Raw genomic sequence first — 24,337 nt, 5'->3', positions numbered from 1 at the left:
AAACTAAGCCTGCAAGGTTCGCGCCATAGTATTCTAAGAACTTCATTTTATATGCGCCTCAAGCGTGTTCGAATCTTTGGATTCAAGACTTTCGCGGAAAAAACTGAGTTCAGCCTCGACGGCGGTATCGTCGCCGTCGTAGGTCCGAACGGTTGCGGAAAGTCGAATCTGGTGGACGCGATCCTTTGGGGGCTCGGCGAGGGAAGCATCAAGCACCTCCGAGCTTCATCGTCGCAAGACGTGATCTTCAGCGGTTCACAAAATCGGAAGCCGGTCGGCTACGCCGAGGTTTCGCTGTGCTTCGATAACGAGGACGGCACGCTTCCCATCGAGGCGTCGGAAGTGTGGATCACCCGTCGGCTGACGAGGGGCGGAGATTCGGACTATTCGATCAACCGGCAGTCGTGCCGACTCAAAGACATTTTGGAACTGCTAGCCGACTCGGGCTTGGGCCGAGCCGGTTATGCGATCGTCGGTCAGAAGGAAATCGACCAGGCCCTGGCGGCGTCGGCGGAGGATCGCCGAGCGTGGATCGATGAAGCGGCCGGCGTTCAGCGCTACCGAGCGCGAAAGGTCGAGAGCCTGCGGCGGTTGGCGGCGGCGCGGGACAGCCTTAGCCGGGTGGACGACATCATCAATGAGCTGGAATCCCAGCGCGAGCCGCTTCGCGAAGAGGCGGAGGTCGCCGTCCGGTTCAAGCAGTTGGATGCGGCCCTGCGGGAGGTCGAGGTCGGCTTGTTGATCCGCGACCTGTGCGGCGCGGTTCACGAACTGCAGACGCTGGAAGAGAAGATCGCCCAATCCGGGCAGTTGGTCGAGCGAGAGCGGGTGAACTCGGCGAGGCTGGAGCAGGAGACCGAGGAGAGCAACGAGCGCATCCGAGCGCTGGACTCGCAGGTCGAGCGCACGCGTACCCTCCATCAGGACCAGATGACGCTCCAGGAGCGGGCCGAAGCCAACGTCAAGATCACGGAAGAGAAGATTTCGTCGCTGATCGCCCAAGAAAAGAACCTGAAGGAAGACGAGAAGACGGTCTCGAACCGCCTGGGCGAGGCGGCCAAAGACGCGGAATCAGCTATTGCCGAAGTGTCGGCCGAGATTGAAGCGCTGGAGAAGATTCAGCTCGAATCGGCGGGAGCGTCCAGCGAATCGAAGGAGCTCTCCGACCGGCTGAAGCAAGCGGAAAAGGACCTGCAGGAAGCGCGGGAAAAGAAGGGCTTGCGCATGAAGTGGGAAGCGGAGCGCGAGGCTCAGGAAGGTAGGGCTCGGCTCCTCAACCGCGAGATATCGGGAATTGAAAAGGCGCTGCCGCAACTGGGCAAGGATATCGAGGCGGCAAGGAAGGATTTTGAGGTCGCGAATGCGGCCATGCAGGAGCACGACGCCGCGCTGGGGCGGCTCCAGACGACGGTCGATCAGATCAAGAAGGACGAAGATCGGGAGTCGGCCAAGATGCGAGATTCGCTGGCCGAACGGGCCAGCCTGGACGGACGCCGACGAGGCATCGAAGCGACGCTGGACGCCCACGAAGGCCTTTCGCAGGGCTCCAGAGCGGTGCTGGAAGCGCGAGACCGGGGGCTGATCCGAGGTGAATTTGAATCGGTAGCGGATGCCATCGACGTGGACAAGGAGTACTCACTGGCGATCGAAACCGCGCTGGGCGCGTCGGCCAACGACCTGATCGTGGACACCGACCAAGACGCCAAGCACGCGGTGAACTGGCTGAAAGAGAACCGGGCCGGACGATGTACTTTCCAGCCGATTTCGCTAATGCGGCGCAACGACCCAAGCCCGGAGCTTCGGCGAGTCCTCAACGAACGCGGAGTGATCAACCGAGCCTCGGACCTGGTGCGATGCGAGCGACGAGTGGAGCCGGTTATCGAAAGTCTGCTAGGCCGAATCGTGATCGTCGAGACCATCGACGACGCCCTCAAGCTGGCCAAGACGTCGGGTTGGAGCCGAATGGTGACCTTGGAAGGGGAAGTGGTCCACTCTAGCGGCGCCGTCACCGGCGGCCAGACTCAGCGGCAGAGCTACGGCATCGTCCAGCGCCGAGCCGACCTCGCCGAGATCGAACGGGAGATCGCCGAGATCGATAAGCTCCTGGCGGGAGCCGACCAGCGCAAGCAGAAGCGGGCGAAGGAGATCGCCGAATGCGAAGCCCTGATGGCCGACCACCGCGAACAGCGGCAAGTGGCCAAGGAACCGGCGGACGAAGCCGAACACCTGCTGAAGGCCCTGGAAGACGAACTGCGTGACGCCGAGCGGCAACTGCACAAGGCTAAGCACGAGATCGAGCAGATCGAGAAAGGCGCACAGGCGGGCATCGACGATGTGGACATCACCGCTTTCGAGCGGGTGCGGGACGAATGCCTAAAGGCGGTCGCCTCGAAGTCGGCGGACGTGGAGCAGGCCGAGGTTCGATTGCGGGAAGCTCAAGAGCGGGTGCGCCAAGCGCAGATTCGCCAGTATGCGTCCGAGAAGCGGCTGGAGTCGGCCAAGGAAGCCGAGCACCATCGCGAGCGACGGCTGGAGAACCTGGGACCGGAGCGCGACCGACTGCGCAAGCACGTGGAGGAACTGCGGGCCGAGGCCGAAACCCACGCCAAGGAGAAGCAGACCCTGATGGTGTCGCTCACGGCGCTGACCAAAGAGCGGCGCGAGCTGGGCGAGCACGTGATGAAGATTCAGGAGGAGCTGAAGGAGGCCCGGGCGAACGTGATGGCCCTCAGCGAATCCAACCACCAGAACGAACTATCCCGAGCCCGAGCCGAGACCAAACGGGCCACCTTGGCTGAGCGGCTGATGGACGCGTACGGCCTCAGCGAGACCGACGCCCTGGCGCAGGAGAACATGCACGAGGTTCCGGCGGATGCCCAAACCGTGGTGGGTCGGTTGCGACGCGAGATCAAGGCGATGGGCGACGTCAACACCGGCGCGATCGAGGCGTTCGAGCGGCTGACCGAGCGGCTGGAGTCGCTGAGTCTCCAGCGCGACGACATCATGAAGGGCATAGAGCAGGTCGAGGCTTCCATCGCGGAACTGGACAAGCTGACGCGCGACAAGTTCGTTTCCACGTTCGAGGCGGTCGGGGCCGAGTTCTCGGTCATGTTCACGCTTCTGTTCGGGGGCGGAACGGCGTCGATCGAGCTCACAGATCCGGCCAAGGTGTTGGAAAGCGGCGTCGAGATCGTGGTTCAGCTTCCGGGCAAAAAGCGTCAACCGCTGCAGCTCCTCTCGGGTGGCGAGCGGTCGCTGTGCGCCTCGGCGTTCTTGTTCGCTCTGCTGAAGGTGAAGCCGGCACCGCTGGTGGTGCTGGACGAGGTGGACGCCCCGCTGGATGGCCGCAACGTGGAGCGGTTCGCCCAAACGCTGGAGCAGTTCTCGGAGCTGATCCAGTTCGTGGTGATCACCCACAACCCGACGACGATCGAGATTGCGCCGAACCTGTTCGGGGTGACGATGCAGGAAGCGGGGGTCTCGACGCTGATTCCGATGAAGCTTCCGGAGTCGAAAGCGGTGATCGTGCACGAAGCGGATGCGCCGGTGGCGTAAAAGGTCTGAACTTTCTCGGCCCCAGGGTCTGAATTCGGCATTGCAGGCTTCTCAATCGCGACGAATCGCTCAACAATGAGGGCATGGTTGACGAGACCTGTTATCACGGCGGCGCATTTTGGGAGCGGCTCGACCCTCGGTTCCATTCGCCGAATCGCTTTGGCGACATCATCAATGCCGACGTCCTCGACGCCTGGTTTCCGCCGTCGCCCCGGGTGGCCGACGCATTGGCCGACATCGCCCAATGGTCGATGCAGACCTCGCCGCCGACGTATTCCGAAGGCCTGATCGCGGAGATCGCGTCGCACTACGCCGTGCCCGAAGACCAGCTTTTGGTCGGAGCCGGGTCGTCGTCGCTGTGGTTCCTGTTCGCCTCGCGGACGCTTCGCCCCTCGTCGCATGTGCTCCTCATCGAGCCCAGCTACGGCGAGTACGCCCATGCGTGCGAGCAGGTGGTGGGCTGTCGGGTCACGCGGCTGACGCTGTTGCCGGACGACGGCTTTCGGCTGGACCTCGAGCAGTGGACGGCCAGGCTGGCGGACGGCGCATTCGACCTGGCGGTCCTGGTCAACCCCAATAACCCGACCGGGCAACCCGTGGACCGGGACGATCTGCTGGCGGCGCTACGGGCGGTGCCGCGGCGAACCCTGGTGCTGATCGACGAGGCGTACATGGAGTTCTGGAATCCGGGCGAGAGCCTGCTGTCGGTGGCCGACCTGCCACCCAATGTGTCGGTCGTGTGCTCGTTCTCCAAGCGGTTCGCCCTTAGCGGTCTGCGCGCGGCGATGCTCCGCACCAACCCGCATCTGCGCTCGGACCTGTCGCGGTGGACTCCCCCGTGGGCGGTCTCGCTCCCGGCCCAGGCGGCGACTTGCGCGGCGTTTCGGGACCTGGCGTACTACCACGATCGGTACCAGGAGACGCACCGCTTGCGGGGCGAGCTGGCGTCGGGGCTGGCCGGTCTCGGGCTGGAGGTGCACGACAGTTGCGCCAACTGGCTGAACCTGCGGGTGCCTCGGGCCGAGGCGTTTCGTGCGGCTTCTCTTCGGGAGGGGCTGTTCGTGCGCAACCTTGGCAAATCGGCGCCGAGCCTGGGGGACGAGTGGGTCCGCGTCGCGGTCAAGGACGCCTCGACGAACCAGCGGATGGTGGACGCGATCGGTTCGATTGTGGCGTGTCGAACGTGAGCAATCACGGATGGCACGGTTAGACGAACATGCTGCGGCAGAACAGGTGAGGAAGGCTCCGTCTATGCATGTTCGAAGTTGGCCTGGAAATGAAGCGAGCTCTAGGATCGCCTCAATCCCCGTTTGCCAATCTTGGAGATGATCTAAATTGATGCGAACTTTCAGCTCGCTGGTTTTGCCTGGGTCTTACCCAGCATTTCATGCTGGGCTAACTTGAATTGCCCCGTTGGGGCAAAGTAGGAGACTTGAAGACCTCCAGCCTGAAGGGCTGGGTCACATTAGCCCAGGGTGAAACCCTGGGTAGGGGTTGGCCGGGAAATGAAGCCAGCCGAAGGTTCGCCTCAATCCCAAACGTATTTCTCATCGAAGGCGATTCCATTCTCATCCATGAGACGGCGAAACTCTTCGGGAAACGAAAGCTTCTGATGATGCTGGTCCTGATTTGCAATATAGGCGATTGCGGCGTCGATCGACGGGTAGGAAACGCTGAACGCTCCGTAGCCACCCTGCCATGCGAAGTTCGACCGGTGCGGGAATTCTGATTTGATCCAAACCGATGAGGTGACCTTTGTCTTTTTGATCATGTCGGCAATGGGCACCGTTCGGGCCAAACCGAAGAGAATGTGAACGTGATCGTCATGTCCGCCGACCATGATTGGTACGTGGCCGTCCGATTTGATAACGGTGGCGATATAGGCAAAGAGCGCTGGCCTCAATGCTTCGTCGAGCCAAGGCGTCCGATCTTTGGTGCTGAAAACGGCGTGGACGACGATCTGGGACAGAGACTGCGGCATGGCTCATCTATTTTATTTGGATTGATGCGAACTTTCAGCTCGCCGGTTTGGTGCGGGACTTACCCAGCATTTCATGCTGGGCTAATTTGAATTGCCCCGTTGGGGCAAAGTAGGAGACTCCTTCAGTCTTTAGGGCCTCCAGCCTGAAGTGCTGGATCACATTAGCGCAGTGCGCTGGAAAGCGGACATTGGTCTCCTCCGTAGCTCATCAGATTTGTACTCCAATTTGATGAGCTGAAGTGGATCGTTTGGGCATTCGCTGTTGAGGGTGGTCAGAAGCCTCATCAGCGAGGACCCCCAGCCTGAAGGGCTGGCTCAAATTAGCCCACGGGTGTAACCCTGGGTAGTTAGCCGGGAAATGAAGCGAGCTGTAGGCTCGCCTCAATCCCCATTTGCCAATCTCGGAGATGGTCAACATTGATGCGAACTTTCAGCTCGCTTGTTTCTGCCGGAACTTACCCAGCATTTCATGCTGGGTCAATTTTAATTGCCCAACGGGGCAAGGTAGAAGACTTGAAGACCTCCAGCCTAAAGGGTCGAACAGAGAAACCATAGGAAGACGATCCTTTTGCTACTGAGGTAGCAAAGGTCTAGACTCCCCCTATTCCTCATGCGAGCCGGATTCCTGTATAGTTCCTATATGCTTGGCACGGTCGTCTTTGCCGTCTTGTTGGGGTGCCAGAAGCCGACCTCGGCGTCGGCGGCGAGCCCCAACCGCGACCTCTTGGGGGCGAATCTGGAGGGCATCGCCGACTGGAGCCGATCGATGGCGTTTGCCGACATCATGAAGCAGTCGCGCGAGTTCGGTCAGCCGGATAAGCCGTGGGTGGCGATCAAAACCCTCGACGCGCAAGGCTGGCCCACGACCGACTTCGGCGTGATCCTCATGGCCTCGCAAAAGGGCGTCGCCAACACCGGCGGCACCTACAAGCTCAGCTTTGAATGCAAAGGTAATCCAAGCATCCGGGCGGTGGCCTCGGGCGGTACGATCCAGAATCTGCATCGCGAAGGCGGGCTCTGGAAAGCCGATCTCGATGCTCCGCAAGGGCAGGATTCGCTGATGTTGGGCTTCACCAACACCGATGGCGGCGTGCGAAATCTGCACGTCCTCCGTCCGCTTCCGGCCGAGGGCCAATTCACCAAAGTCTTCGTCGACCACATTCGTCGGTTCGGGACCTTGCGGTTCATGGATTGGGGCTCGACCAACGGCAACAAGCAGGAGAAATGGTCGCAGAGGAACCTGCCGGAGAGCCCGAGCTACGCCAACGACCGCGGTGTGCCGTACGAGGCGATGATCGATTTGGCGAACCTGGTGCATGCCGATCCATGGTTCTGCGTGCCGGAGCACGCCGACGACGACTATGTGCGCAACCTGGCCGAGCTATGCAAGAAGCGGCTGGACCCCAAACTGCATGTGTACGTGGAGAACAGCAACGAGGTTTGGAATTGGGGCTTCGAGCAGTCGCACTACAACCTGGACCACGCCAAGGCCGAGGGGCCGGACGCCAAGGACCTCAGTTGGGACGGTAAGGGGCAGGATTGGACTTGGCCCGCTCGGCGCATCGCCAAACGTCTGATGCAGATTCGCGCAATCTTCAAAGACGTGTACGGCGCACGATTCTCGGACTCGGTGCGGCCGATCCTGGCGGGGCAAGTAGTGTGGCCGGAGAACTGGCTAGAGCAGGGGCTGAACTACATCGACCACAACTATGGCCCGCCGAAGGACTACATCTATGCCATCGCCGGTGCGCCGTACTTCAACCTGGGCAAGGCTAACGACGAAAAGGACCTGACCAAGGACCAGGTACTGGACGCCATGAGCAAGGTCGTGGACGCGATTCCGACCTACTGCAAGGCCGACTGGTACGCAACAAACCTGAAGAAGTACGGTTTGCGATTGGTGGCGTACGAGGCGGGGCCGGATACGTTCGGTCCGAACTCGATCCAGGGGAAGAAAGAAGCCCAGTTCGACCCTCGGATGCGGCAGATTCTGCTGAAGTATTACCGAACGTGGCGGTCGATGGGCGGAGGGCTGATGAACTATTTTGTGGCGGGTGCGACGGGGTACGACGGCCAGTATGGAACGTGGGGCCTGACCGACGATCTGACCAAGACGAGTCCAAAGATTCAGGCGATCGACGATATTCTGGCGGGTCGGTGGCGGGAGTAATGGGAGCCCATTTGGACTGCGCGGATTCATCCGCGCTTTCACCAACGCGATTCATCGCGTTAAGAAGGGTTTCACACTCATTTCCCTAAGGCATGGAATCGTGATGATCTCGGCCATTCCCCATCGCCCGGAAAAGAAACATGTCCACATTTTTATAAAGAAGCGCACCGATTCGTACCCATCGTGCAACGCCTCTGGTAACCTAAACGTAAAACTCCTTGAGCGTATAAGACTCAAGTGGTTTAATGCCATAATAGTAAGTAGCAATGGGAAAAACAGTAGGAATTGACTTAGGTACGACCAACTCGGTCGTCGCAGTAATGGAAGGCGGTGAGCCCGTCGTCATCAGTACGGCGGAAGGGGCGCGAACGTGTCCCAGTGTCGTCGCCTATAAGAAGAATGGTGAGCGCTTGGTGGGCGCGCCGGCAAAACGCCAGGCCGTCACAAACTCCGAAAATACAATTCATTCGATCAAGCGTTTTATGGGGCACCAGTTCGGCGAAGTCTCGGGAGAGCAGAGCCGAATTTCTTATAAGATTAAGGCGGGCAAGAACGGCCAAGCCGTCGCTTTTGTTCCGGCCCTCGACAAAGATTTGACTCCAGAAGAAGTCTCGGCGATGATCCTTCAGAAGCTGAAGACCGACGCCGAATCTTATCTGGGTGAGACGGTCGACCAGGCGGTCATCACCGTTCCGGCGTACTTCAACGACGCCCAGCGAACAGCGACCAAGAACGCGGGTGAGATCGCGGGCCTGAAGGTCCTTCGCATCATCAACGAGCCGACGGCGGCCTCGCTGGCCTATGGCTTGGATAAGAAGGCGAACGAAACCATCCTCGTCTTCGACCTCGGTGGCGGTACGTTCGACGTTTCCATCCTCGACGTGGGCGAAGGCGTGTTCGAAGTGCGATCGACCAGTGGCGACAGCCACCTCGGTGGCGACGACTTCGACAACAAGATCGTGGACTACCTCGCCAGCGAGTTCAAGAAGGAGCAGGGCGTGGACCTATTGAAGGACACCGCCGCAGTCCAGCGACTGCGCGATGCGGCGGAAAAGGCCAAGATCGAGCTCTCCAGCCAGGCCTCGACCCAGATCAACCTGCCGTACATCACGGCCGTCGATAACGAGCCGAAGCACCTCGACATGACCATGACCCGAGCCAAGTTTGAAGAACTGACCTCGGACCTGATGGACCGCGTCAAGAAGCCGTTCTTCCAGGCGCTGGAAGACGCGAAGCTGAAGGCGAGCGAGATCGACGAGATCATCATGGTGGGTGGTTCGACCCGAATGCCGCAGGTGCAGGACCTGGTCAAACAGCTTACGGGCAAAGAACCGAACCGATCGGTGAACCCGGACGAAGTCGTCGCAATCGGCGCGGCCATCCAGGCAGGCGTTCTCGGCGGCGAAGTCAAGAACATCGTCCTCCTCGACGTCACTCCGCTCTCGCTGGGCGTGGAGACTCAGGGCGGCATCTTCGACAAGCTGATCGACCGCAACACCACGATCCCGACCAAGAAGAGCCGAATCTACACCACGGCGACGGACAACCAGCCGGAAGTCGAGATTCACATCTTGCAGGGCGAGCGGCCGATGGCACGCGACAACAAGTCGCTGGGCCGATTCCACCTGGCGGGCATTCCGCCGGCCCCGGCTCGCGTTCCGCAGATCGAAGTGACCTTCGACATCGACGCCAACGGCATTCTGCACGTCAGCGCGCAGGAGAAGGGAACCGGAGCCAAGCAGAGCATCACGATCACCGGTTCGGGCAACCTCAATCGCGACGACATCGAGCGAATGGTGGCCGACGCCGAAGTGAACGCCGAGGCCGACCGCAAGTTCCAGGAGCTCGCCGAGCTGAAGAACAAGGCCGACCAGTTGTCCTACCAGACGGAAAAGACGCTGAAGGACGCGGGCGACAAGATCGACGAGGCGACCCGACAGGACGCCACCGAGAAGATCGAGGCGGTCCGCAAGGCCGTCACCGCGGGCTTCGAAGAGGAGATTCAAACCTCCTACGCAGCGCTGGAAACCGTGTCGCACGCCATCGCAGAGAAGCTCTATGCCGATAGCGCAGCGGGTCAACCGACCGCAGGCGAGACGGCAGGGCAAGCCGACGGCGAAGAGGTCATCGACGCCGAGTTCCAGGAAGAGAAGTAAGACTGGAGAGAGGTCCCCTCGGCGAATGCCGGGGGGATTTTTTTGTTACTGGCCGCCTCGGCGGAATCCGTCCTTCAGCTTCTGCTGAATCATCTGCTGAATAGTGATCGGCCTTTCTGCGGTGTAGCCCACAACCAGGAGCGCCATCTCATCGGTCGTCTGCTCGCCCCACGTCACCGGGCGGTCCGTCTTGTACGGGTTATCATCCGAGTTGTCATAGTGGGCTTCGACCGCCAGCTTCCAGCCTTTCTTCACCTTGAGCGGCTCCTTTAGCGCGTAAATCAACTGCCAGTTGAAGTCCCAGTGGTCAACGAACACGAGCGGAACCTCGGTGCCGTCATCCTTGATCACTTTTGCCTTCATCGACTTGCCAAGCAAGTGCATATGCGGCATCACGTAGTAGATGGTGGCGTCGGCCGGCATCGTATCCTGCCAAGTAACTTCTTGGTCGGCGGCACCGACGGGAATCTTGAAAAAGTGCTGGGCGCACCAGTAGATGTCCATCTGCCGCTCCGGCTTCACTTTGGTCGTATAAAGGCCGAGCTTAGTTTGGTCGGTCTCTTCCTTGCCGTCCTTGTGATAGTGGACCTGCATCACGATCTTGGTGCCAGGTTGGACCACAAACGCGGTGCCCGCCGGGGTCTTTCGAACCGTCACGCCGGGTGCCCATCCGCCGAGGGCGCCGCTCGGAGGAACGCCGATTCCACCGCCGGAAGTCGTGTAGCCCTCCTGTCCGTCCTTGTTGTTCTTTTCCAGCGTGACCGAACGGCCCCTGGCATCGAGGAAGCCGATCACGTGGTGAACCACCTGCTTGTTGCCCGGCTTCACATCCATCGCCGTCACGTACACCGGCTCGGTGTTGTGGAGGTCGAAGACGAAGTTGCGGTAGACGTCGTCGCCTTCTGCTTCTAGCTTGAACGGCTTCGATGCCTGCAGAACGATATCCGGTGTGCCGAGCTCCCAGGTCGGGTTGAAGACCTGCGGCTTAGGTTCCTTGGCGGCATCGCCGCGGTTCGATCCCGTCTCGGCCCACTTCTTCAAGATCGCGATGTCGGTGTCAGTCAGCCGGTTCTCGTCGAGGAAATCGCCGTAGCCGTGGACCGCCTTCCAGGGTGGCATTCGTTTGTCGCTGGCCGAGTTGGCAACCATTGCACTTTGCCGCTTGGCATTGTCGTAACCAACCAGCGAGAACGGCGCAACGGCGTCGTCGTGGTGGCACTTGGTGCAGTGCTTGTCCAGGATCGGAGCGACGTTCTCGGCGTAGGTAACCTTGTCGGGAACTGTGACCACCGGCACAACCGGTGCGACCTTCGTCTTTTGATCGCCGTTCTTGGCGAACCCAAAGAGTCCGAAGCCGACAATCGCACAGCACGGAACCCCAACTAAAACGGACGGCAACTTCATGTTGCTAGTTTATACGTTGCTCGGTATCCAAGGTTTCCGTCTGGATTGTAAACTTTTGTCTAGATGAATGGAAAGACCGCTCTGGTGACGGGAAGCTCCCGGGGAATCGGAGCCGAGATCGCTCGACAATTAGTTCACGATGACTGGCAGGTGATTTTGCACTGTACGAACGGGGTGACCGAAGCACATGTATTGGCCGAGTCGTTGGGAGACGCCTGCCTGGGTGTGGTGAAGGCCGATCTGCGCAGTCCCGAAGAGACGGAGAAACTATGGCTCTCTGCTCGCGAGATGGCTCCCATCGACGCATTGGTGAACAATGCCGGCGTATACATCCAGAGCCCGTTTGGCTCGGATGCGGCCACCTGGCAGAAGGTCCGAAACGAGATGACGCGCGTGAACTTCGAAGCGCCAACCGAACTGATCTACGCCGCTCTGCAGGACTTCGAAGGGCGAGGCAAAGGGAAGGTGCTGAACGTCGCTAGTCGAGTTGGCTTCCGGGGTGAGGCGAATGCCGCCTTCTATGCGGCTTCCAAGGCCGCGCTGATCAACCTTACAAGGAGCCTGGCGGTCGAATATGCCAATTCAGGAATCGAGTTCTTCGGCCTCGCGCCAGGCTGGGTCGATACCTCGATGGCGCGAGACGGAATGGACAATCGGCTGAAGGAAATTCTCGCCACGATCCCGATGGGACGGATGGCCTCGCCGGCGGATTGCGCGGCGACGGCCAGCTTCCTACTCAGCGACGCCGCTAGCTACCTCAGCGGCGTCGTGATCGATATCAATGGGGCGAGTTACTTCCACTAGGCGATCTACTTGCCTTAGGACCCGGCTTGGACCTTGAGGACCTTGACGACGAAGACGAGGTCCGTCTTGGGCGGAATCACGCCGCCAGCGCCCCGATCGCCGTAGCCCAGGCTGTAAGGAATGTGCAGTTCGCGGACCATGCCTGCCTTTGCGCCAACAAGACCCTGGTCCCAGCCCTTGATGACTTGACCTGCTCCTAGCGTGAGGGTGAACGGCTCGCTCCCCTGCTTTTGCTTGTACTTGTCGTCCATGTTGGAGTCGAAGACCTTTCCGTCTTTGAACTTGCCGATGTAGAGAACGGTGACGGAGTCGCCTTTCTTGGCGGCGCGGCCAGAGCCCTTCTTGAGGTCTTTGGTCGTGAGCTTCTTAAAGTTGCCTTTTTGAGCGAAGGCGGCGGTCATGGCGAGGACGAGCAGGAGAGAGACGGTCTGTTTCAAAGTGAATTCACCTAATGCACTTTCGATTTAACCCCGCCTGGGAGTTCCAAGAGGCACAAAAAAGCCCCGAAGTTTGGCTTCGAGGCTTTTGAGAGGCTTACTTGACGGCAATGATGTCGATGGTGTACTCGACCGGTTGATTGCCGGGGATCATGCCGGTTGGGTTTGGTGATCCCGGGGGCCACTTGATCAGTCGTCGTCCGCCTGGCTTCATACCGATGATGGCTTCCTTGAATCCGGGGATGAGGTTGGAAACCGGCTGAACCAGCGGCTTTCGCGTCTGGTCGTCGAAAATCTGACCGTTCAGGCGCTTGCCTACGTAGGTGAAGGTGACCGTGCTATTCGGAGTGACGGCTGGTCCGCTTCCGACCTTGATGTCGTTCGCAAAGATTTGCGGCGCCTCACCGGCGTGGTAGACGGTCTGAATCTTAATCGTAAAGTTGAGGTCAGCCTTCGGCGGGATCGTCGCCCCTTGACCTTCGGCGCCATAAGCTTTCTGCCACGGGATATGGAGTTGGCGAACGCCGCCTTCCTTTGCACCGATCAGGCCTTCTTCCCAGCCCTTGATGACCTGACCCATGCCGACCTGAACCGCAAAAGGTTCCTTGTCGGACTTGGGCGTGTAGTCCTCATTCATGTTGGCGTCGAATTGCTTTCCGTTCGTCAGCTTGCCGATGTAGAACACGATGGCCGTGTCGCCGTTAGCGATCGGCTTGCCCTTGCCTTCGACGATATCCTTGATGCCGACTTTTAGCGATTCCGCAGAGGTTGGAACCGGAGCGTTGTTCGCTTCGGGAGCCGCATTGTTGCTCGCTCCTTTGTCGGTCGTGCAGCCACCAAGCAGGGCGGCGGCGAGAAGCAGGTACGCATATCGCGTCATATCATTAGAAATTACCCAAAATCGTGCCAATTTGCTCCCACAAAGTACACTTACGGGGATGGCGAAGTCCAAAACCAAGCAAGAACCCTCGGGGCCGAAGACGATCCAGAATCGCAAGGCTAGGTTCGATTACCACATCCTCGACGAGCAAGAGGCGGGAATCGTGCTGTCCGGGAGCGAGGTCAAAAGCCTGTATAACGGACGCGCCAACCTTACTGACGCCTATTGTCGCATCGTCAACGAAGAGCTTTGGCTCTTTCAGTTGGACATCGAGCCATACAAGTACAGTTCGAACTTTCAGCCCGAGCGACGCCGCGAGCGAAAGCTGTTGATGCACAAGAAAGAAATTCTGGTTTTGGAGCGCAAGGCGCTAGAGAAAGGTTTCTCGATTCTGCCCTTGGAGATCTACTTCAAAAACGGCAAAGCCAAGGTGAAAATCGCCCTGGCAAGGGGCAAGGCTCAGTACGATAAACGGGAGTCCATCGCCAAGAAGGACACTCGCCGAGAATTAGAGCGCGCGCAGTCGGAAAAATTCTGATATTTCCCTACAGGGTTTTTCTTGCGCTTCCGATACTTACAGCGTGTCTAAGCAAGAAGTCTCGAAATATTTGCCGATCGATAGCACGGTCGTCGTGGCATTTATGATTGAGGGTCGACCGATGGCGGTCAGCTGTCTTGTGACGAGCGAGGCACCGCTCTATCTCTTTACGAAGGATTTACGCATTCTCGATCTGAAGTATCCGCTTCCGGTTGTGCTGGTTTGGCACCGAGGCGTGGATGTTTTGAAGGGTGAGGCTGAGGCGGTCGGAACGATGCCGTGGAAGTCGGGCAACGTTCTCGAGATTCGCCGAACGAATTTGAAAGAAGTCGACCGACGAGTTTATCCTCGGTATGCAGTGCATGTGCCGGTGAGCCTTCGATCCGTTTCCGATGTCCAGACATCGACCGTCATCTCGGTCTGTCAGGGCGAAACCAAGGATCTGAGTCTGGGTGGGGCTTGGATTTCCATGGACCCGCCGCTGGCCAAGGATTCGCTGGTCGAATTCAAATGTGAGATCGACGGAGAGCAGATTCGAGCGCTTGGCCTCGTCGTCCACGAAAACGTGGAAGGGAAGAGCAACGGCATCGAGTTTATGGACTTCTTCGACGATTCGCGCGACAAGCTTTATTCGGCGCTAAAGCGGGTCGCTTAACGATCCCTCGAAGCTATACTCCGCTGGTCCTCGCATGAGGACGGTTCCGTCGTCCTGATAATCGACGTTCAAGCTGCCTCCAGGCAGATTCACTTTCACCTTTCGTCCGGTCTTGCCGTTCAGGTAAGCCGCGACTGCCGAGGCGCAGGCTCCGGTTCCGCAGGCCAGGGTTGGCCCCGCTCCGCGTTCCCACGTTCGCATCGAAATCTCATCGCTTGAGTCGATCTGTACGAAGTGAACGTTGGTGCGCTTGGGGAAGAAGGCATGCCGCTCTAGCCGGGGACCTTCGACTTCCAGTTCAATCTTGGAGATAACCTCGACGAGGATCACTAGGTGTGGGTTGCCCATCGAAACTGCGGTTCCAAACTGCCCCTTGCCGATGTCCTGGCCGACGAACGTTGATCCGGTGACGCCAGTCATGCCGATCCCTTCGGGGGAAAGGATGGCGGGACCCATGTTCACGGAAACCGTCTGATCGTCGTGGAAAGTGACTTGCAGAGTTCCTGCGCCAGTGGCGACAGGAAAAGAGTCTCCGCCGTAACCGCGGTCGTGACAGAGCCGGGCGAAGGTGCGTAGGCCGTTGCCACACATCTCGCTTTCCGATCCATCCGGATTGAACATCCGCATGGTGAGACTGCTGTCTGGGTTCTCGACGAGAATCAGCCCGTCGCTTCCAATTCCGAAGCGCCGGTCGCAAAGTTTCTGAGCCAAAGTCATCAAATCACCCTCGGGCTCCCCGTCCCGAATGGTGTCGATCAGCACGAAATCGTTTCCGATTCCGTGCATTTTGGTGAATTTCAGGTTCAATCTTCTGATTCGTTATGATCCATTTCGCTAGGCGACTTATAGGATCCAACGGTCTTCGTGGGAACGATGCTTGCTACCGCATGCTTGTAAACGAGCTGGGTGGGTTTGCCGGAGCTATCCAACAGGATCGTAAATGCATCGAAGCCTCGAACATGTCCACGCAACTGGACACTATTCGTGAGGTAAATGGTAACGCCAACTCCTTCTTTTCGGACCTGGTTCAAAAACATATCTTGCAGGTTTATTGCCTTGCCCATCTTGTCTTTCTTATCCTTCGTAATAACCTCCTCGAACTTGTCGCTCGACGGCGTCCAATGCCTCGGAGGCTTCATTAAAAACAGTCAAGTTAGGTTCAGCCCGCAACCACGTCCTTTGACGTTTTGCATACTTTACCGTATCTAACTCGATCTTCTGGACCAATTCCAGTTCATCCCCACCCTCTTGTACGTACTGCGCGATGGCTTCGTACCCAAGGGCCCGGAATCCTGGGTCTCCTGGTCCATAGCCTTGACTAATCAATTCATTAACTTCGGCTACCCAGCCATTTTGAATCATTTCTTTTGTCCGTTGCATGATTTTTGTACGTGAAATTTCCACGGGCGGGATGATTGCGATTTTTGTAGTGAGAAAGGGGGGCAAGCTAAATTGAATCGGGGTTTGACCTCCGGTCAGTTTTTCGAGGGCTCGCTTGACCCGAATTTCATTCTTGGCATCGATTCGAACGGCTTCATCGGGGTCAGCCTTTTGTAGGCGCTCGAGAGCTTCGTCCAGACTGAGAGAGCCAATCTCGCGGCGAAGGGCCTCAGATGGCGCCGGCATGAGATCCTTGTATTCTTCCAAGAGGGCCCGAACGTAAAGTCCGGTTCCACCGCAAATCACTACGTCACGACCTTGATCAAAAAAATGCCGGAGGAGGTCGGCAGCGAGGATTACAAATTCGCCAACGCCGAAGTCCTCATTGGGATTCTTGAGGTCGAGCAGGTGATACCGCTCACGATCATTAGGCTTGGCGGTACCGATATCCATACCCCGATAGATTTGGAACGCGTCGGCGTTGAGGATGGGGGCGTCGAGGAGGCTCGCAATCTCCTCGGCGAGATGAGACTTACCAGAGGCTGTCGGCCCCATTACTGCGAACAGACGCGGGGCCGACATAAGGAATTACTTTAGGACTTTGAGGTTCGGCTTTTCGCCGCGCTTGCCGGAGCAGTCCAGTTCGTTCTTGAAGGTCGATTGACCGACGGTCTTCTCTTTGGTGAAGATGCCCTTGACTTCGACCTTGTCGCCGTCCTTCAGGTCCTTTTCTAGCTTGCCGTGGCCGTAGATGGCGATCTTGTCTCCGCCTTTGGTCAGGTCGAAAATGAAGTAGTCGTTGCCAGCCTTCGAAGTGCGGGCCTTGAATTTCTTGACGAAGCCAACCACGGTGGCTTCCTTCTTGTCGAACTTGTCCGGGGACTTTACGATGTCGGAAGGCGTGACGGATTCGACGGCCAGGGCGAATGCGGCGGCGGCAATGAGCGAAAGGGAGAGAACTCGTTTCATGGTTAGTACTCCATCAGCGCGGTGATGGGGAGATCAGGCAGGGCCTTGCGACCGTCGAGGAAGCCGAGCTCGATCAGACAACCGAAGCCAATCACCTCGCCCTTCAGTCTTTCGACCAAGCGGCTTGCGGCTCCGGCGGTTCCACCGGTTGCCAAGAGGTCATCGACGATGTAGGCTTTCTGACCCGGCTTGATCGCATCGACGTGCATTTCCACGGTATTCGTGCCGTACTCAAGTGCGTACTCCTCGGTGATGCGGTCGTAGGGAAGTTTGCCAAGCTTGCGGGCCATGGCGAACGGGAGTTTGCACTGGAGAGCGATCGGAGTTCCGAAAACGAAACCTCGGCTCTCGATTCCGACGATCACTTCCGCCCCTTTGGCGATAGCGTCTTTGCTCAAGAGGTCGATGACTTCTTGGAAGGCCGCAGGGTCTTCGAGGATGGGCGTGATGTCTTTGAATAGGATGCCTGGTTTCGGGAAGTCGGGAACGTCTCGAACGAGGGCACGGGCTAGAAGCTCTGCCATATCGTCCGAGAGGATACCACGAAAAAGAGCCCAGGGCCGGTTGGCTCTGGGCTCTGGAAGGGTTGGTAAGGGAACCCTTAGTCGTTCATGTGCTGCATTTTGTCGGCCAGTGAACCCTGCTTGCTTCGCCAGAATGCGAACACGAGCAGTGCGATCGCAACCGCGGTTACCGCTCCTCGGATCGCTACGCTGATCGAGCTTTCGATCACGACGCCGACGATGAGTAGAGCAACGAGGTTCATGACCTTGATGAGCGGGTTCAGGGCCGGACCAGCCGTGTCCTTGAACGGGTCGCCTACGGTGTCGCAAACGACGGCCGCGCGGTGGGCTTCCGTTCCTTTTCCGCCGAACATTCCGTCTTCGATCAGCTTCTTGGCGTTGTCCCACATACCGCCCGAGTTGGAGAGGAGGACAGCCATCAACTGGCCGCTAGCAATGGCACCGGCGAGGAATCCGCCCAGAGCTTGCGCGCCCTTGAGGTTGTAGACGTGGTCGCCGATGGTAACCGGCGTGCCGGGCAGAAGGCTGAAGCCAAAGCCGACCGCGATCGGGAGACAGATGGCGAGGATGCCCGGGCCGAGCAGTTCGCGCTGAGCGGCAGCGGTGACGATCTCGACGCATCGGCCGTAATCCGGCTTGTCGGTTCCGGTCAGAATCTTCGGATTCTCCCTGAACTGGCGGCGAACCTCATGGATGAGTTCGAACGCCGAACGTCCAACCGCGTTGATTGCGAAGGAGCTGAAGAGGTACGGAGCGGCGGCACCGATCAGGAGACCCATGAAGATCTCGGGAACGTCGATGCGAAGTCCCATGCTCTCAAGCTGACCTGCGCCAACGTACGACTGGAACAGGGCGACCGCGGCTACGACCGCAGTAGCGATGGCAAAGCCCTTGGTGAGAGCCTTAGTCGTGTTGCCAGCGGCGTCGAGACGCTGAAGCGACTTCGAACCGTACTCGTTATGGCTTTCGCCGCTCATCTCGAAGACGCCTTGGGCGTTGTCCGAGATCGGGCCAAAGGTGTCCATCGCCAGGATGTAGCCAGTGGTTGTGAGAAGGCCGAGGCCGACCAGAGCGATTCCGTAGAAGCCAAGCACCATCGAACCGAAGGTGGCGGCAGGGAAGAGGAAGAGCGGCACCATGAGCGCAATCACGATGGCGATGACCATGAAGACGCTGGATTCGGCACCGTAGGCAAAGCCTTGAATGATCATCGGAGCCGGGCCGGTGGTGGCTACGCCCGCCACTTCCTTGGTCGGTCGCTTGGAGGTGCCGACGTAGTAGTTGGTGAGCGCTTCGATGCCCATCGCCATGATGATTCCAAAGATGAGGGCGAGCGCAAATCTCCACCACTCAGCCTTGGCCACCACCATTGCGGCGGCGGAATCGAAGGAAACGCTTTCCGGCATCGTAGCCGACTTCGGATCGACCTTGATCTTTCCGCTGATCGACTCCATGTCCGATACCGACTTTCGGAAGAAAGCGTATGGGAACATCGTCTGGAACATTTCCGGCTTGTCAACGCCGATGCCTGCGACCATCGCAAACTTGTCGTCGCGCTGGTTGTAGAACAGCTTGATGGGGAGGATGTGATCCTTGTCCACGTCAATCTTGAGCGAACCGCCCTGAGCCATGGCGGCCTTTTGGGCCTTGTCGAGCTGCTCGTTCAGGTCCTTGACCGTCGCGCCACTCACCCAGACGACCTGGTCGGCCGATCGGGCGGGTTGTCCGTTTTGGGCTGGGGCCGATTGGTGAACCGTCAGCTTGGCGGCAACAAGAGGATCCTTGGTCGGATTGAACATGTCGGCGACGGTGATGAACTCCGTCTTGGACGATGGCGCGGTGGCGTCGGTTTGCGGTTTTTCGACCGCATAGTTCAGCGCCGGGAAGGCAACGTTCTTGATATCGTCGGCCGAAACCTCTCGGTAGCCTTCGAGGGCGGCGTCGTTCTTCAGCATGTCCGGGGTCGTGAACAGAGCCGAAGAGAGACGATTCTCGTCCTTGTCAGTAAAGCCAAGCGCCTTGATCTTTTCGTCGCTCAACAGGTCCTTGGCCTGAACCGCGGTCTTGTCGATGCCTTTCTGCTTGGCGTAGTCGTCGCGGATGGCGACGATCTTCTTGGTGAGACGAACGTTTGCAGCCTGCTGGGTGACCAATTCCTGAACGTTGACGTCCTTCAGCAGAACGGCAGCGAGGATCGCGGTGCCAATACCGGCGAGCAGAGCGGTGATGCGGAAACCAGTAAGAATTGGCTTCAGCGGGTCGGTCTCGACGTCGTCGCTACCCTTCACGAACTGGATGCCCATGATCGAGGCGACAATGCCAATGCCGCATGCGGCGAGGGCGAAAACGATGAGCTTGGGCCAGACGGAAGCGTCGAGGACGGAAGCGGTCGCCGCACCAAGAACGATGGTGGCGACGAGCATGACTTCGTACGACTCGAATACGTCGGCGGCCATACCGGCGCAGTCACCGACGTTGTCTCCAACGTTATCGGCGATGGTGGCTGGATTGCGCGGAGAATCTTCCGGCATCGACTGCTCGACCTTTCCGACCAGGTCCGCGCCGACGTCGGCGGCCTTGGTGTAGATACCACCGCCAACGCGCATGAACAGGGCGGCGAGCGAGCCGCCGAATCCGTAGCCGATGAGCAGGATGATGGCGTTAGCCGGAGCGAAGCGCAGGATCAGCGAGGAGAAGAAGAGGCCGATACCGACCGTCATCAAGCCGGCCACCGAGCCGGACTTGAAGGCGATTTCGAGAGCCTTCTTGTTGCTGGTCAATGCGGCGGCGGCCACTCGGGCGTTGCCCTTGACGGCCATGATCATGCCTGCAAAACCGGACATGTAGCTCGAAACGACACCAAGGATGAAGGTGATCGAGACACCCAATGCCCAGTTGCCGTGGGAACCCTTGTAGAGGAGGAACAGCAGAATCGCAAGGATGACGATGAATGGTGCCATCATGTTGATCTGCTTCTTCAAATAGGCGCGCGCACCAGACTCGATAGCGTCTTGGACCTCGCGCATCCCTTCGCTTCCTCGATCCTCGCTCGCGATTCCTTTTCCAAGGAATGCGGCCATGAAGATGCCAAGGAGGCCGAGCACGGCCGCGATAATGAGCGTCGTGTTGTCGGACGATGCGAATTGTAGATGGACATTTTCGCCTTCGCCCGCAAACGCGAACGAAGAGAGGAGACCCAGAACAAATATGCCTAATAGGCGTAAACGAGTTGGTGTGCTAAGAGCACGCCCTTTTGCGAGCTGAAGTGACTTCATGGTTTCTTACCACCTGAAATCAAACGCTTCCGTGCGTGAAGCACTTGGCCGCTGACCCGGACTTTGCGACTATTGTACCTAGCAAAGCCCGTGCCAAAGTGCAACAGGACTTATTGGTCGATCTGTCGGGCCTCGGCTTTGGCCCCATGAACGGTCAATTGAGCGGTCAGCATGTCCGCCTTCATGCGGGTGATTCCCTGCAGAAGTGTGACGGGCACCTCCTCCAAAAGGTCCTTCACCTGGTTGCGGTTGAGGGCTAGCATCGACTGCAAAGTCTTAACCACATCTTCACCGCCTTTGCCTGCATCGAGAAGGACCAACTCATAAAGCATGTTGTCATCGACGACCGCAAATCCTTTCGGCAGATGCTTGACCGGCTTGCCCTCTTCCTGGTGAATTGGAATTTCGTGGTTACAGGTTTCGCAGATCAGCAGGTCGGTTTTGTCGCTGTAATAGTTCAGTGAGTTGCAGAAACCGCACCGGACCTGCATGACGGGCAGAACCTGGCCGTCGCGAATCGGAATGCGGTGGTTACAGGCAACGCAGGTGATATCGTCATCTTCTGGCTTCTCGGTGAGCTCGTTCACTTCTGTGCAGATTGGACACTCGATAGAAAAACTCGTCACTTTGGTCGTGGTGAAGGCGACAAATAGGCCGTACGCCAGCATCCCAATGGCGGCGAGAATCAGAACCCAGGCAAGGCCAAGAAACATGCCGTCTCCCCGGTACCGCAAGAGTAATGCGCCGAAAGCGCCGCTGAAAACGGCGCCCACGAAAAAGTAGAACGCCTTCTCGCTGATCTTCTCGATGACGTCCGAATACCGTTGGATTCGCATGAATTTTTCAACTATAGCCGACGACGGGTTTTTCGTCAACGGGTTTCGTTGGTCATTAGTTCGTCGTCCTCGTCCTTCTTGGGGATGACGAGAATGGCGTGGTCGCCGTCCATCAGCGTGTTGAAGGCGTAGTCTTGACCGAGCTTTTTCAGCATGTCCAAAGGGGTCATGTCCTCGAAATCGATCTTAACCGTCGGATTTGGCGTTCCGGGAGCGATGGTGACTTTCATCCCACCGGCTTCGGCGATCAGTGTGATCGCTGCGTGCAAAGTGGCTGATTCCAGCTTGACGCTCGTAGCTTGCTGAGCGGGAACATCGGGCTCGACATTGGGAACAACGGGTGAGTTGATCGGCGCGTTGTTCTTGGGTCGAGGTTGAGGTTCGGCGCTGCCCGGTTGAATCGCGATGTTTGCTTGGGGAAGCTGGGGCTCGTTGACGTTCACCGGCGGAACGACTGGTGCCGACTGAGGATGCGAGGTCGCTCGCCAAAGGCCGTAACTGGCCATGACGAGAATGGTGAGTCCGAGAGTGGCAAAGACGATTCGCCAATTGAAAGGCTGGACGCGAGTGTTGTTGAAGGTTGGAACCTTCCCACTTGGCACGCTGCGACCACCAGACTTTAAGGCATTTACAGTTCGAATCCGCTTCAGAAGCTCTTCGCGAAGGTTGGGATAGCGATCTCCAAATTCGGAAATGGCCTCGGAATTACCACCTTCCGCGATGGTCCACATCAATTCGTCGATTTCTCTAGGAATCATGGCCAGTCTCCTTTTCGAAGAAGATTCGGAAACGCTCACGGGCGCGATACAGCCTTGTCTTGGCGGCGTTCAGGTTGATGTCCATCGACTCGGCAATCTCCTGGAGAGTTTGCTCCTGCCAATAGAATAGGATGATGATGGCGCGATCTTGAGGGGTGAGCTTCTCCATCGCGGCCTGAATTCGTGGGTCGTCGTGCTCCGGCGCTTCCGGGGCGACGCTTTCGGCCGCTTCGATGAGTTCAACGTGCTTGTGCTTGAATCGTCGCTTTCGGGACTCCTGAATGCTTCGATTAATAGTAATTCGGAACAGCCACGTTGAAAATTTAGCTTGGCGATTGAAGCGGTGGAGGTTTCGGTAGACGAGGGCAAAGACCTCTTGCGTGACGTCGATCGCTTCTTCTTCGAGGATCATCACGCCCTTGGCGAGCGAGAAAACTTTGTTGTAGTACTTGTGGTAAAGGTCTTCGAAGGCGGTCTTTTCACCCGCGACAAAACGCTCGACCAGGATCGCGTCCTCATCGTAATTGCCGGCACCTTCTAAATAAATCGACACCACTTCCTCTTAGTGTGACGCGCAAGGCGCTATCGAGGTGACAGCGACCCGGACTGGCGTGCGGCAAATTCGGACGAAAGTTGACTCAATGCGTACACCGATGTACCGCCAAAAACTAGAACAACGACCAGGAGTGCCGGGATTAGTTTAGACCGAAAGATCATGCCCCATCCGATGCCGAGCACAATGGCGGCCGGAGCCAAGGCGGGCAAGAGGTATCGCCCTTGGGCCTGGAAGTAGGTCATGTTGAAGCCGATGAACAGCAAAATGGTGAGAACGGCGATCAGCAACCCGACCCATATGGCCCTGGGGACTTCCTTCCATTTATTTCGCAGATAGACGAGGAAAGCGAGCTTGCCGACGGCGATGAAGGCGAGAATGCCCTTGTACAGCCAGTTGGGGTCCGTGTCCCGAATGGCCTTGCCGGAGGCGTTCATCCAGATGTCCATATAGCCAAAGACGCCAATATAACTCCGAGCCGCCCAGTATCCCACCCAATTCAGCCAGTACTGAACCTCGGGCGAGCCAGGCGCGTTGCTGGCTTCGATCGTGGCGATGATCATCGGTTTTTGAGCGGAACCGGTAAACGCTTCCTTAAACACCTTTTGCGCTAAGGGATCGCCGTAGATCATCTGGTTGCGAATCCAGACGGGAAGCGCGATGAGAAAGGCGATGGATGCCCATCCGGCAACCTTGGCCAGGGGGACCTGCTTGCGAAGAGAAATCGCCGTGGCAACCAGACCGAGAATCGAGATTAGACCGGTCGACTTGGTCAAACAGGAGAGCCCGGCAAACACGGCGGCCAGGATCATCGCCTTCTTGATGTCCCTATCTTCCTCGGCACCAAGAGCTTTGGCGCATAAGGCGAACGACCATGAGATCATCGAGATCAGGAGCGGGTCGTTCGAGATCGCGCCGCTGAGGGCGCAATTCATCGGAAGCAGGGCCGCGAACGCCGTCCCAACGATGGCGACGTCCTCTCGCTTGGTGGCCCAAAGCGCGGCGAAGAAGATGCCGATGATTCCGCTGACGCCGATAAGAGCATTGAAGATGCGAGCGACGTTCCCAAAGCTGCCCGTTTCGACGTCGGTCTGGCCCGTAACGGTAGCGACGCCCGCCGTCAGCGCATAGTACAGCGGCGGCTGGTGGCTCTCGTACTCTTCACCGGTGTCCGGCGCCCCGGGGTGAAGGACCGGTAACGCATGCTCTTTCAGTAGGTATCGAACGTAGTTGGCGTGCTGCCGTTCGTCGGGCGCACCGATGTCGGGAGCATGGGCATAGCCTCCGTGTTCTACGTCGCGCTGGTTGTAGAGAAATCCTCCTGTCCGATACGGTGTTTCGAGGGCAAAACTGGTAGCAAACGCAAGGTGTAAGCAAGCAAATACGACCAATAAAATCTTTGTCAGCTTGCTTGGTGCGGTCATTCTGGTTGTATCATAGCGTTTAAGGCTAGGTCTTGGCT

At 58.2% G+C, this 24,337-nt stretch carries 21 protein-coding genes; 7 read left to right on the top strand and 14 right to left on the bottom strand.

Features of this window, described 5'->3' with window-relative positions:
* Positions 1 to 51: 51 nt before the first annotated feature.
* Positions 52 to 3,555, top strand: coding sequence for a chromosome segregation protein SMC (gene smc, locus GC165_14395; GenBank protein ID MBI1334058.1), 3,504 nt, complete (start codon positions 52 to 54; stop codon positions 3,553 to 3,555).
* Positions 3,556 to 3,638: 83 nt separating this feature from the next.
* Complete coding sequence (locus GC165_14390) at positions 3,639 to 4,742, top strand: aminotransferase class I/II-fold pyridoxal phosphate-dependent enzyme (protein MBI1334057.1); 1,104 nt, start codon at positions 3,639 to 3,641, stop codon at positions 4,740 to 4,742.
* A 341-nt stretch (positions 4,743 to 5,083) separates the two neighbouring features.
* On the opposite strand, the gene GC165_14385 is transcribed toward GC165_14390, so the two are convergent.
* Positions 5,084 to 5,536 carry a transposase gene (locus GC165_14385; protein MBI1334056.1) on the bottom strand — a complete coding sequence of 151 codons (453 nt, stop codon included), beginning with the start codon at positions 5,534 to 5,536 and terminating at the stop codon, positions 5,084 to 5,086.
* A 640-nt stretch (positions 5,537 to 6,176) separates the two neighbouring features.
* Here GC165_14385 and GC165_14380 point away from each other — a divergent pair.
* Together GC165_14380 and dnaK are read left to right on the top strand one after the other, a co-directional pair.
* Complete coding sequence (locus GC165_14380) at positions 6,177 to 7,706, top strand: hypothetical protein (protein MBI1334055.1); 1,530 nt, start codon at positions 6,177 to 6,179, stop codon at positions 7,704 to 7,706.
* A gap of 266 nt (positions 7,707 to 7,972) precedes the next feature.
* A complete protein-coding gene (gene dnaK, locus GC165_14375) occupies positions 7,973 to 9,862 on the top strand; it encodes a molecular chaperone DnaK (protein ID MBI1334054.1) in 1,890 nt (629 codons plus the stop codon).
* Positions 9,863 to 9,907: 45 nt separating this feature from the next.
* Here the strand turns inward: dnaK and GC165_14370 are convergent, their stop codons facing one another.
* Complete coding sequence (locus tag GC165_14370; protein MBI1334053.1) at positions 9,908 to 11,266, bottom strand: ascorbate-dependent monooxygenase; 1,359 nt, start codon at positions 11,264 to 11,266, stop codon at positions 9,908 to 9,910.
* 63 nt (positions 11,267 to 11,329) lie between these two features.
* Here GC165_14370 and GC165_14365 point away from each other — a divergent pair, with 63 nt between their 5' ends.
* A complete protein-coding gene (locus GC165_14365) occupies positions 11,330 to 12,070 on the top strand; it encodes an SDR family NAD(P)-dependent oxidoreductase (protein ID MBI1334052.1) in 741 nt (246 codons plus the stop codon).
* A gap of 14 nt (positions 12,071 to 12,084) precedes the next feature.
* Here the strand turns inward: GC165_14365 and GC165_14360 are convergent, their stop codons facing one another.
* Positions 12,085 to 12,471: a hypothetical protein gene (locus GC165_14360; GenBank protein ID MBI1334051.1), complete on the bottom strand. Its 387-nt coding sequence runs from the start codon at positions 12,469 to 12,471 to the stop codon at positions 12,085 to 12,087.
* Between the two features lie 133 nt (positions 12,472 to 12,604).
* Positions 12,605 to 13,387 carry a hypothetical protein gene (locus GC165_14355; GenBank protein ID MBI1334050.1) on the bottom strand — a complete coding sequence of 261 codons (783 nt, stop codon included), beginning with the start codon at positions 13,385 to 13,387 and terminating at the stop codon, positions 12,605 to 12,607.
* Between the two features lie 58 nt (positions 13,388 to 13,445).
* On the opposite strand from GC165_14355, the gene smpB reads away from it, so the two are divergent.
* Both smpB and GC165_14345 read left to right on the top strand, forming a co-directional pair.
* Positions 13,446 to 13,925 (top strand): SsrA-binding protein SmpB, encoded by a 480-nt coding sequence (smpB, locus tag GC165_14350; protein MBI1334049.1) that lies wholly within the window; start codon positions 13,446 to 13,448, stop codon positions 13,923 to 13,925.
* A gap of 43 nt (positions 13,926 to 13,968) precedes the next feature.
* Positions 13,969 to 14,580 (top strand): hypothetical protein, encoded by a 612-nt coding sequence (locus GC165_14345; GenBank protein MBI1334048.1) that lies wholly within the window; start codon positions 13,969 to 13,971, stop codon positions 14,578 to 14,580.
* Here the strand turns inward: GC165_14345 and GC165_14340 are convergent.
* The 10 genes from GC165_14340 to GC165_14295 all read right to left on the bottom strand — a co-directional run bounded on the left by GC165_14340 (position 14,563) and on the right by GC165_14295 (position 24,299).
* Entirely contained in the window at positions 14,563 to 15,366 is an 804-nt protein-coding gene (locus GC165_14340) for a diaminopimelate epimerase (GenBank protein ID MBI1334047.1), read from the bottom strand. The genes GC165_14345 and GC165_14340 overlap by 18 nt on opposite strands.
* Positions 15,367 to 15,383: 17 nt before the next feature.
* Positions 15,384 to 15,644: an RNA chaperone Hfq gene (gene hfq / locus GC165_14335; GenBank protein ID MBI1334046.1), complete on the bottom strand. Its 261-nt coding sequence runs from the start codon at positions 15,642 to 15,644 to the stop codon at positions 15,384 to 15,386.
* 10 nt (positions 15,645 to 15,654) lie between these two features.
* Entirely contained in the window at positions 15,655 to 16,542 is an 888-nt protein-coding gene (miaA, locus tag GC165_14330) for a tRNA (adenosine(37)-N6)-dimethylallyltransferase MiaA (protein MBI1334045.1), read from the bottom strand.
* 6 nt (positions 16,543 to 16,548) lie between these two features.
* The gene (locus GC165_14325; protein MBI1334044.1) at positions 16,549 to 16,929 is read right to left on the bottom strand and encodes a hypothetical protein; all 381 of its coding nucleotides are present in this window, start codon (positions 16,927 to 16,929) and stop codon (positions 16,549 to 16,551) included.
* A gap of 2 nt (positions 16,930 to 16,931) precedes the next feature.
* Positions 16,932 to 17,453 (bottom strand): adenine phosphoribosyltransferase, encoded by a 522-nt coding sequence (locus GC165_14320; GenBank protein MBI1334043.1) that lies wholly within the window; start codon positions 17,451 to 17,453, stop codon positions 16,932 to 16,934.
* Positions 17,454 to 17,530: 77 nt separating this feature from the next.
* Complete coding sequence (locus GC165_14315) at positions 17,531 to 20,728, bottom strand: hypothetical protein (protein MBI1334042.1); 3,198 nt, start codon at positions 20,726 to 20,728, stop codon at positions 17,531 to 17,533.
* Between the two features lie 110 nt (positions 20,729 to 20,838).
* A complete protein-coding gene (locus GC165_14310) occupies positions 20,839 to 21,564 on the bottom strand; it encodes a hypothetical protein (GenBank protein MBI1334041.1) in 726 nt (241 codons plus the stop codon).
* A 35-nt stretch (positions 21,565 to 21,599) separates the two neighbouring features.
* On the bottom strand, positions 21,600 to 22,322 hold the full coding sequence (locus GC165_14305) for a hypothetical protein (GenBank protein ID MBI1334040.1): 723 nt from the start codon (positions 22,320 to 22,322) through the stop codon (positions 21,600 to 21,602).
* Complete coding sequence (locus GC165_14300) at positions 22,312 to 22,878, bottom strand: sigma-70 family RNA polymerase sigma factor (protein ID MBI1334039.1); 567 nt, start codon at positions 22,876 to 22,878, stop codon at positions 22,312 to 22,314. Before GC165_14300 ends, GC165_14305 begins: the two co-directional genes overlap by 11 nt.
* Before the next feature lie 26 nt (positions 22,879 to 22,904).
* Complete coding sequence (locus tag GC165_14295) at positions 22,905 to 24,299, bottom strand: phospholipid carrier-dependent glycosyltransferase (GenBank protein ID MBI1334038.1); 1,395 nt, start codon at positions 24,297 to 24,299, stop codon at positions 22,905 to 22,907.
* Positions 24,300 to 24,337 lie beyond the last annotated feature (38 nt).

The sequence above is a fragment of the Armatimonadota bacterium genome, assembly GCA_016125185.1.
Lineage (GTDB): Bacteria > Armatimonadota > Fimbriimonadia > Fimbriimonadales > Fimbriimonadaceae > Fimbriimonas.
Note: the sequence above shows the minus strand (reverse complement) of the source record. Positions and strands in the feature narration are given on the sequence as shown.

Excerpts from the sequence above, each read along its gene's own strand:
- smc (MBI1334058.1), top strand. The coding sequence starts at position 52 with ATGCGCCTCAAGCGTGTTCGAATCTTTGGATTCAAGACTTTCGCGGAA.
- GC165_14365 (MBI1334052.1), top strand. The coding sequence starts at position 11,330 with ATGAATGGAAAGACCGCTCTGGTGACGGGAAGCTCCCGGGGAATCGGA.
- miaA (MBI1334045.1), bottom strand. The coding sequence starts at position 16,542 with ATGTCGGCCCCGCGTCTGTTCGCAGTAATGGGGCCGACAGCCTCTGGT.
- GC165_14355 (MBI1334050.1), bottom strand. The coding sequence starts at position 13,387 with ATGACGCGATATGCGTACCTGCTTCTCGCCGCCGCCCTGCTTGGTGGC.
- GC165_14315 (MBI1334042.1), bottom strand. The coding sequence starts at position 20,728 with ATGAAGTCACTTCAGCTCGCAAAAGGGCGTGCTCTTAGCACACCAACT.
- GC165_14380 (MBI1334055.1), top strand. The coding sequence starts at position 6,177 with ATGCTTGGCACGGTCGTCTTTGCCGTCTTGTTGGGGTGCCAGAAGCCG.
- GC165_14305 (MBI1334040.1), bottom strand. The coding sequence starts at position 22,322 with ATGATTCCTAGAGAAATCGACGAATTGATGTGGACCATCGCGGAAGGT.
- GC165_14385 (MBI1334056.1), bottom strand. The coding sequence starts at position 5,536 with ATGCCGCAGTCTCTGTCCCAGATCGTCGTCCACGCCGTTTTCAGCACC.
- GC165_14340 (MBI1334047.1), bottom strand. The coding sequence starts at position 15,366 with ATGCACGGAATCGGAAACGATTTCGTGCTGATCGACACCATTCGGGAC.
- dnaK (MBI1334054.1), top strand. The coding sequence starts at position 7,973 with ATGGGAAAAACAGTAGGAATTGACTTAGGTACGACCAACTCGGTCGTC.
- hfq (MBI1334046.1), bottom strand. The coding sequence starts at position 15,644 with ATGGGCAAGGCAATAAACCTGCAAGATATGTTTTTGAACCAGGTCCGA.
- GC165_14325 (MBI1334044.1), bottom strand. The coding sequence starts at position 16,929 with ATGAAACGAGTTCTCTCCCTTTCGCTCATTGCCGCCGCCGCATTCGCC.
- GC165_14295 (MBI1334038.1), bottom strand. The coding sequence starts at position 24,299 with ATGACCGCACCAAGCAAGCTGACAAAGATTTTATTGGTCGTATTTGCT.
- GC165_14310 (MBI1334041.1), bottom strand. The coding sequence starts at position 21,564 with ATGCGAATCCAACGGTATTCGGACGTCATCGAGAAGATCAGCGAGAAG.
- GC165_14320 (MBI1334043.1), bottom strand. The coding sequence starts at position 17,453 with ATGGCAGAGCTTCTAGCCCGTGCCCTCGTTCGAGACGTTCCCGACTTC.
- smpB (MBI1334049.1), top strand. The coding sequence starts at position 13,446 with ATGGCGAAGTCCAAAACCAAGCAAGAACCCTCGGGGCCGAAGACGATC.
- GC165_14390 (MBI1334057.1), top strand. The coding sequence starts at position 3,639 with ATGGTTGACGAGACCTGTTATCACGGCGGCGCATTTTGGGAGCGGCTC.
- GC165_14360 (MBI1334051.1), bottom strand. The coding sequence starts at position 12,471 with ATGACCGCCGCCTTCGCTCAAAAAGGCAACTTTAAGAAGCTCACGACC.
- GC165_14370 (MBI1334053.1), bottom strand. The coding sequence starts at position 11,266 with ATGAAGTTGCCGTCCGTTTTAGTTGGGGTTCCGTGCTGTGCGATTGTC.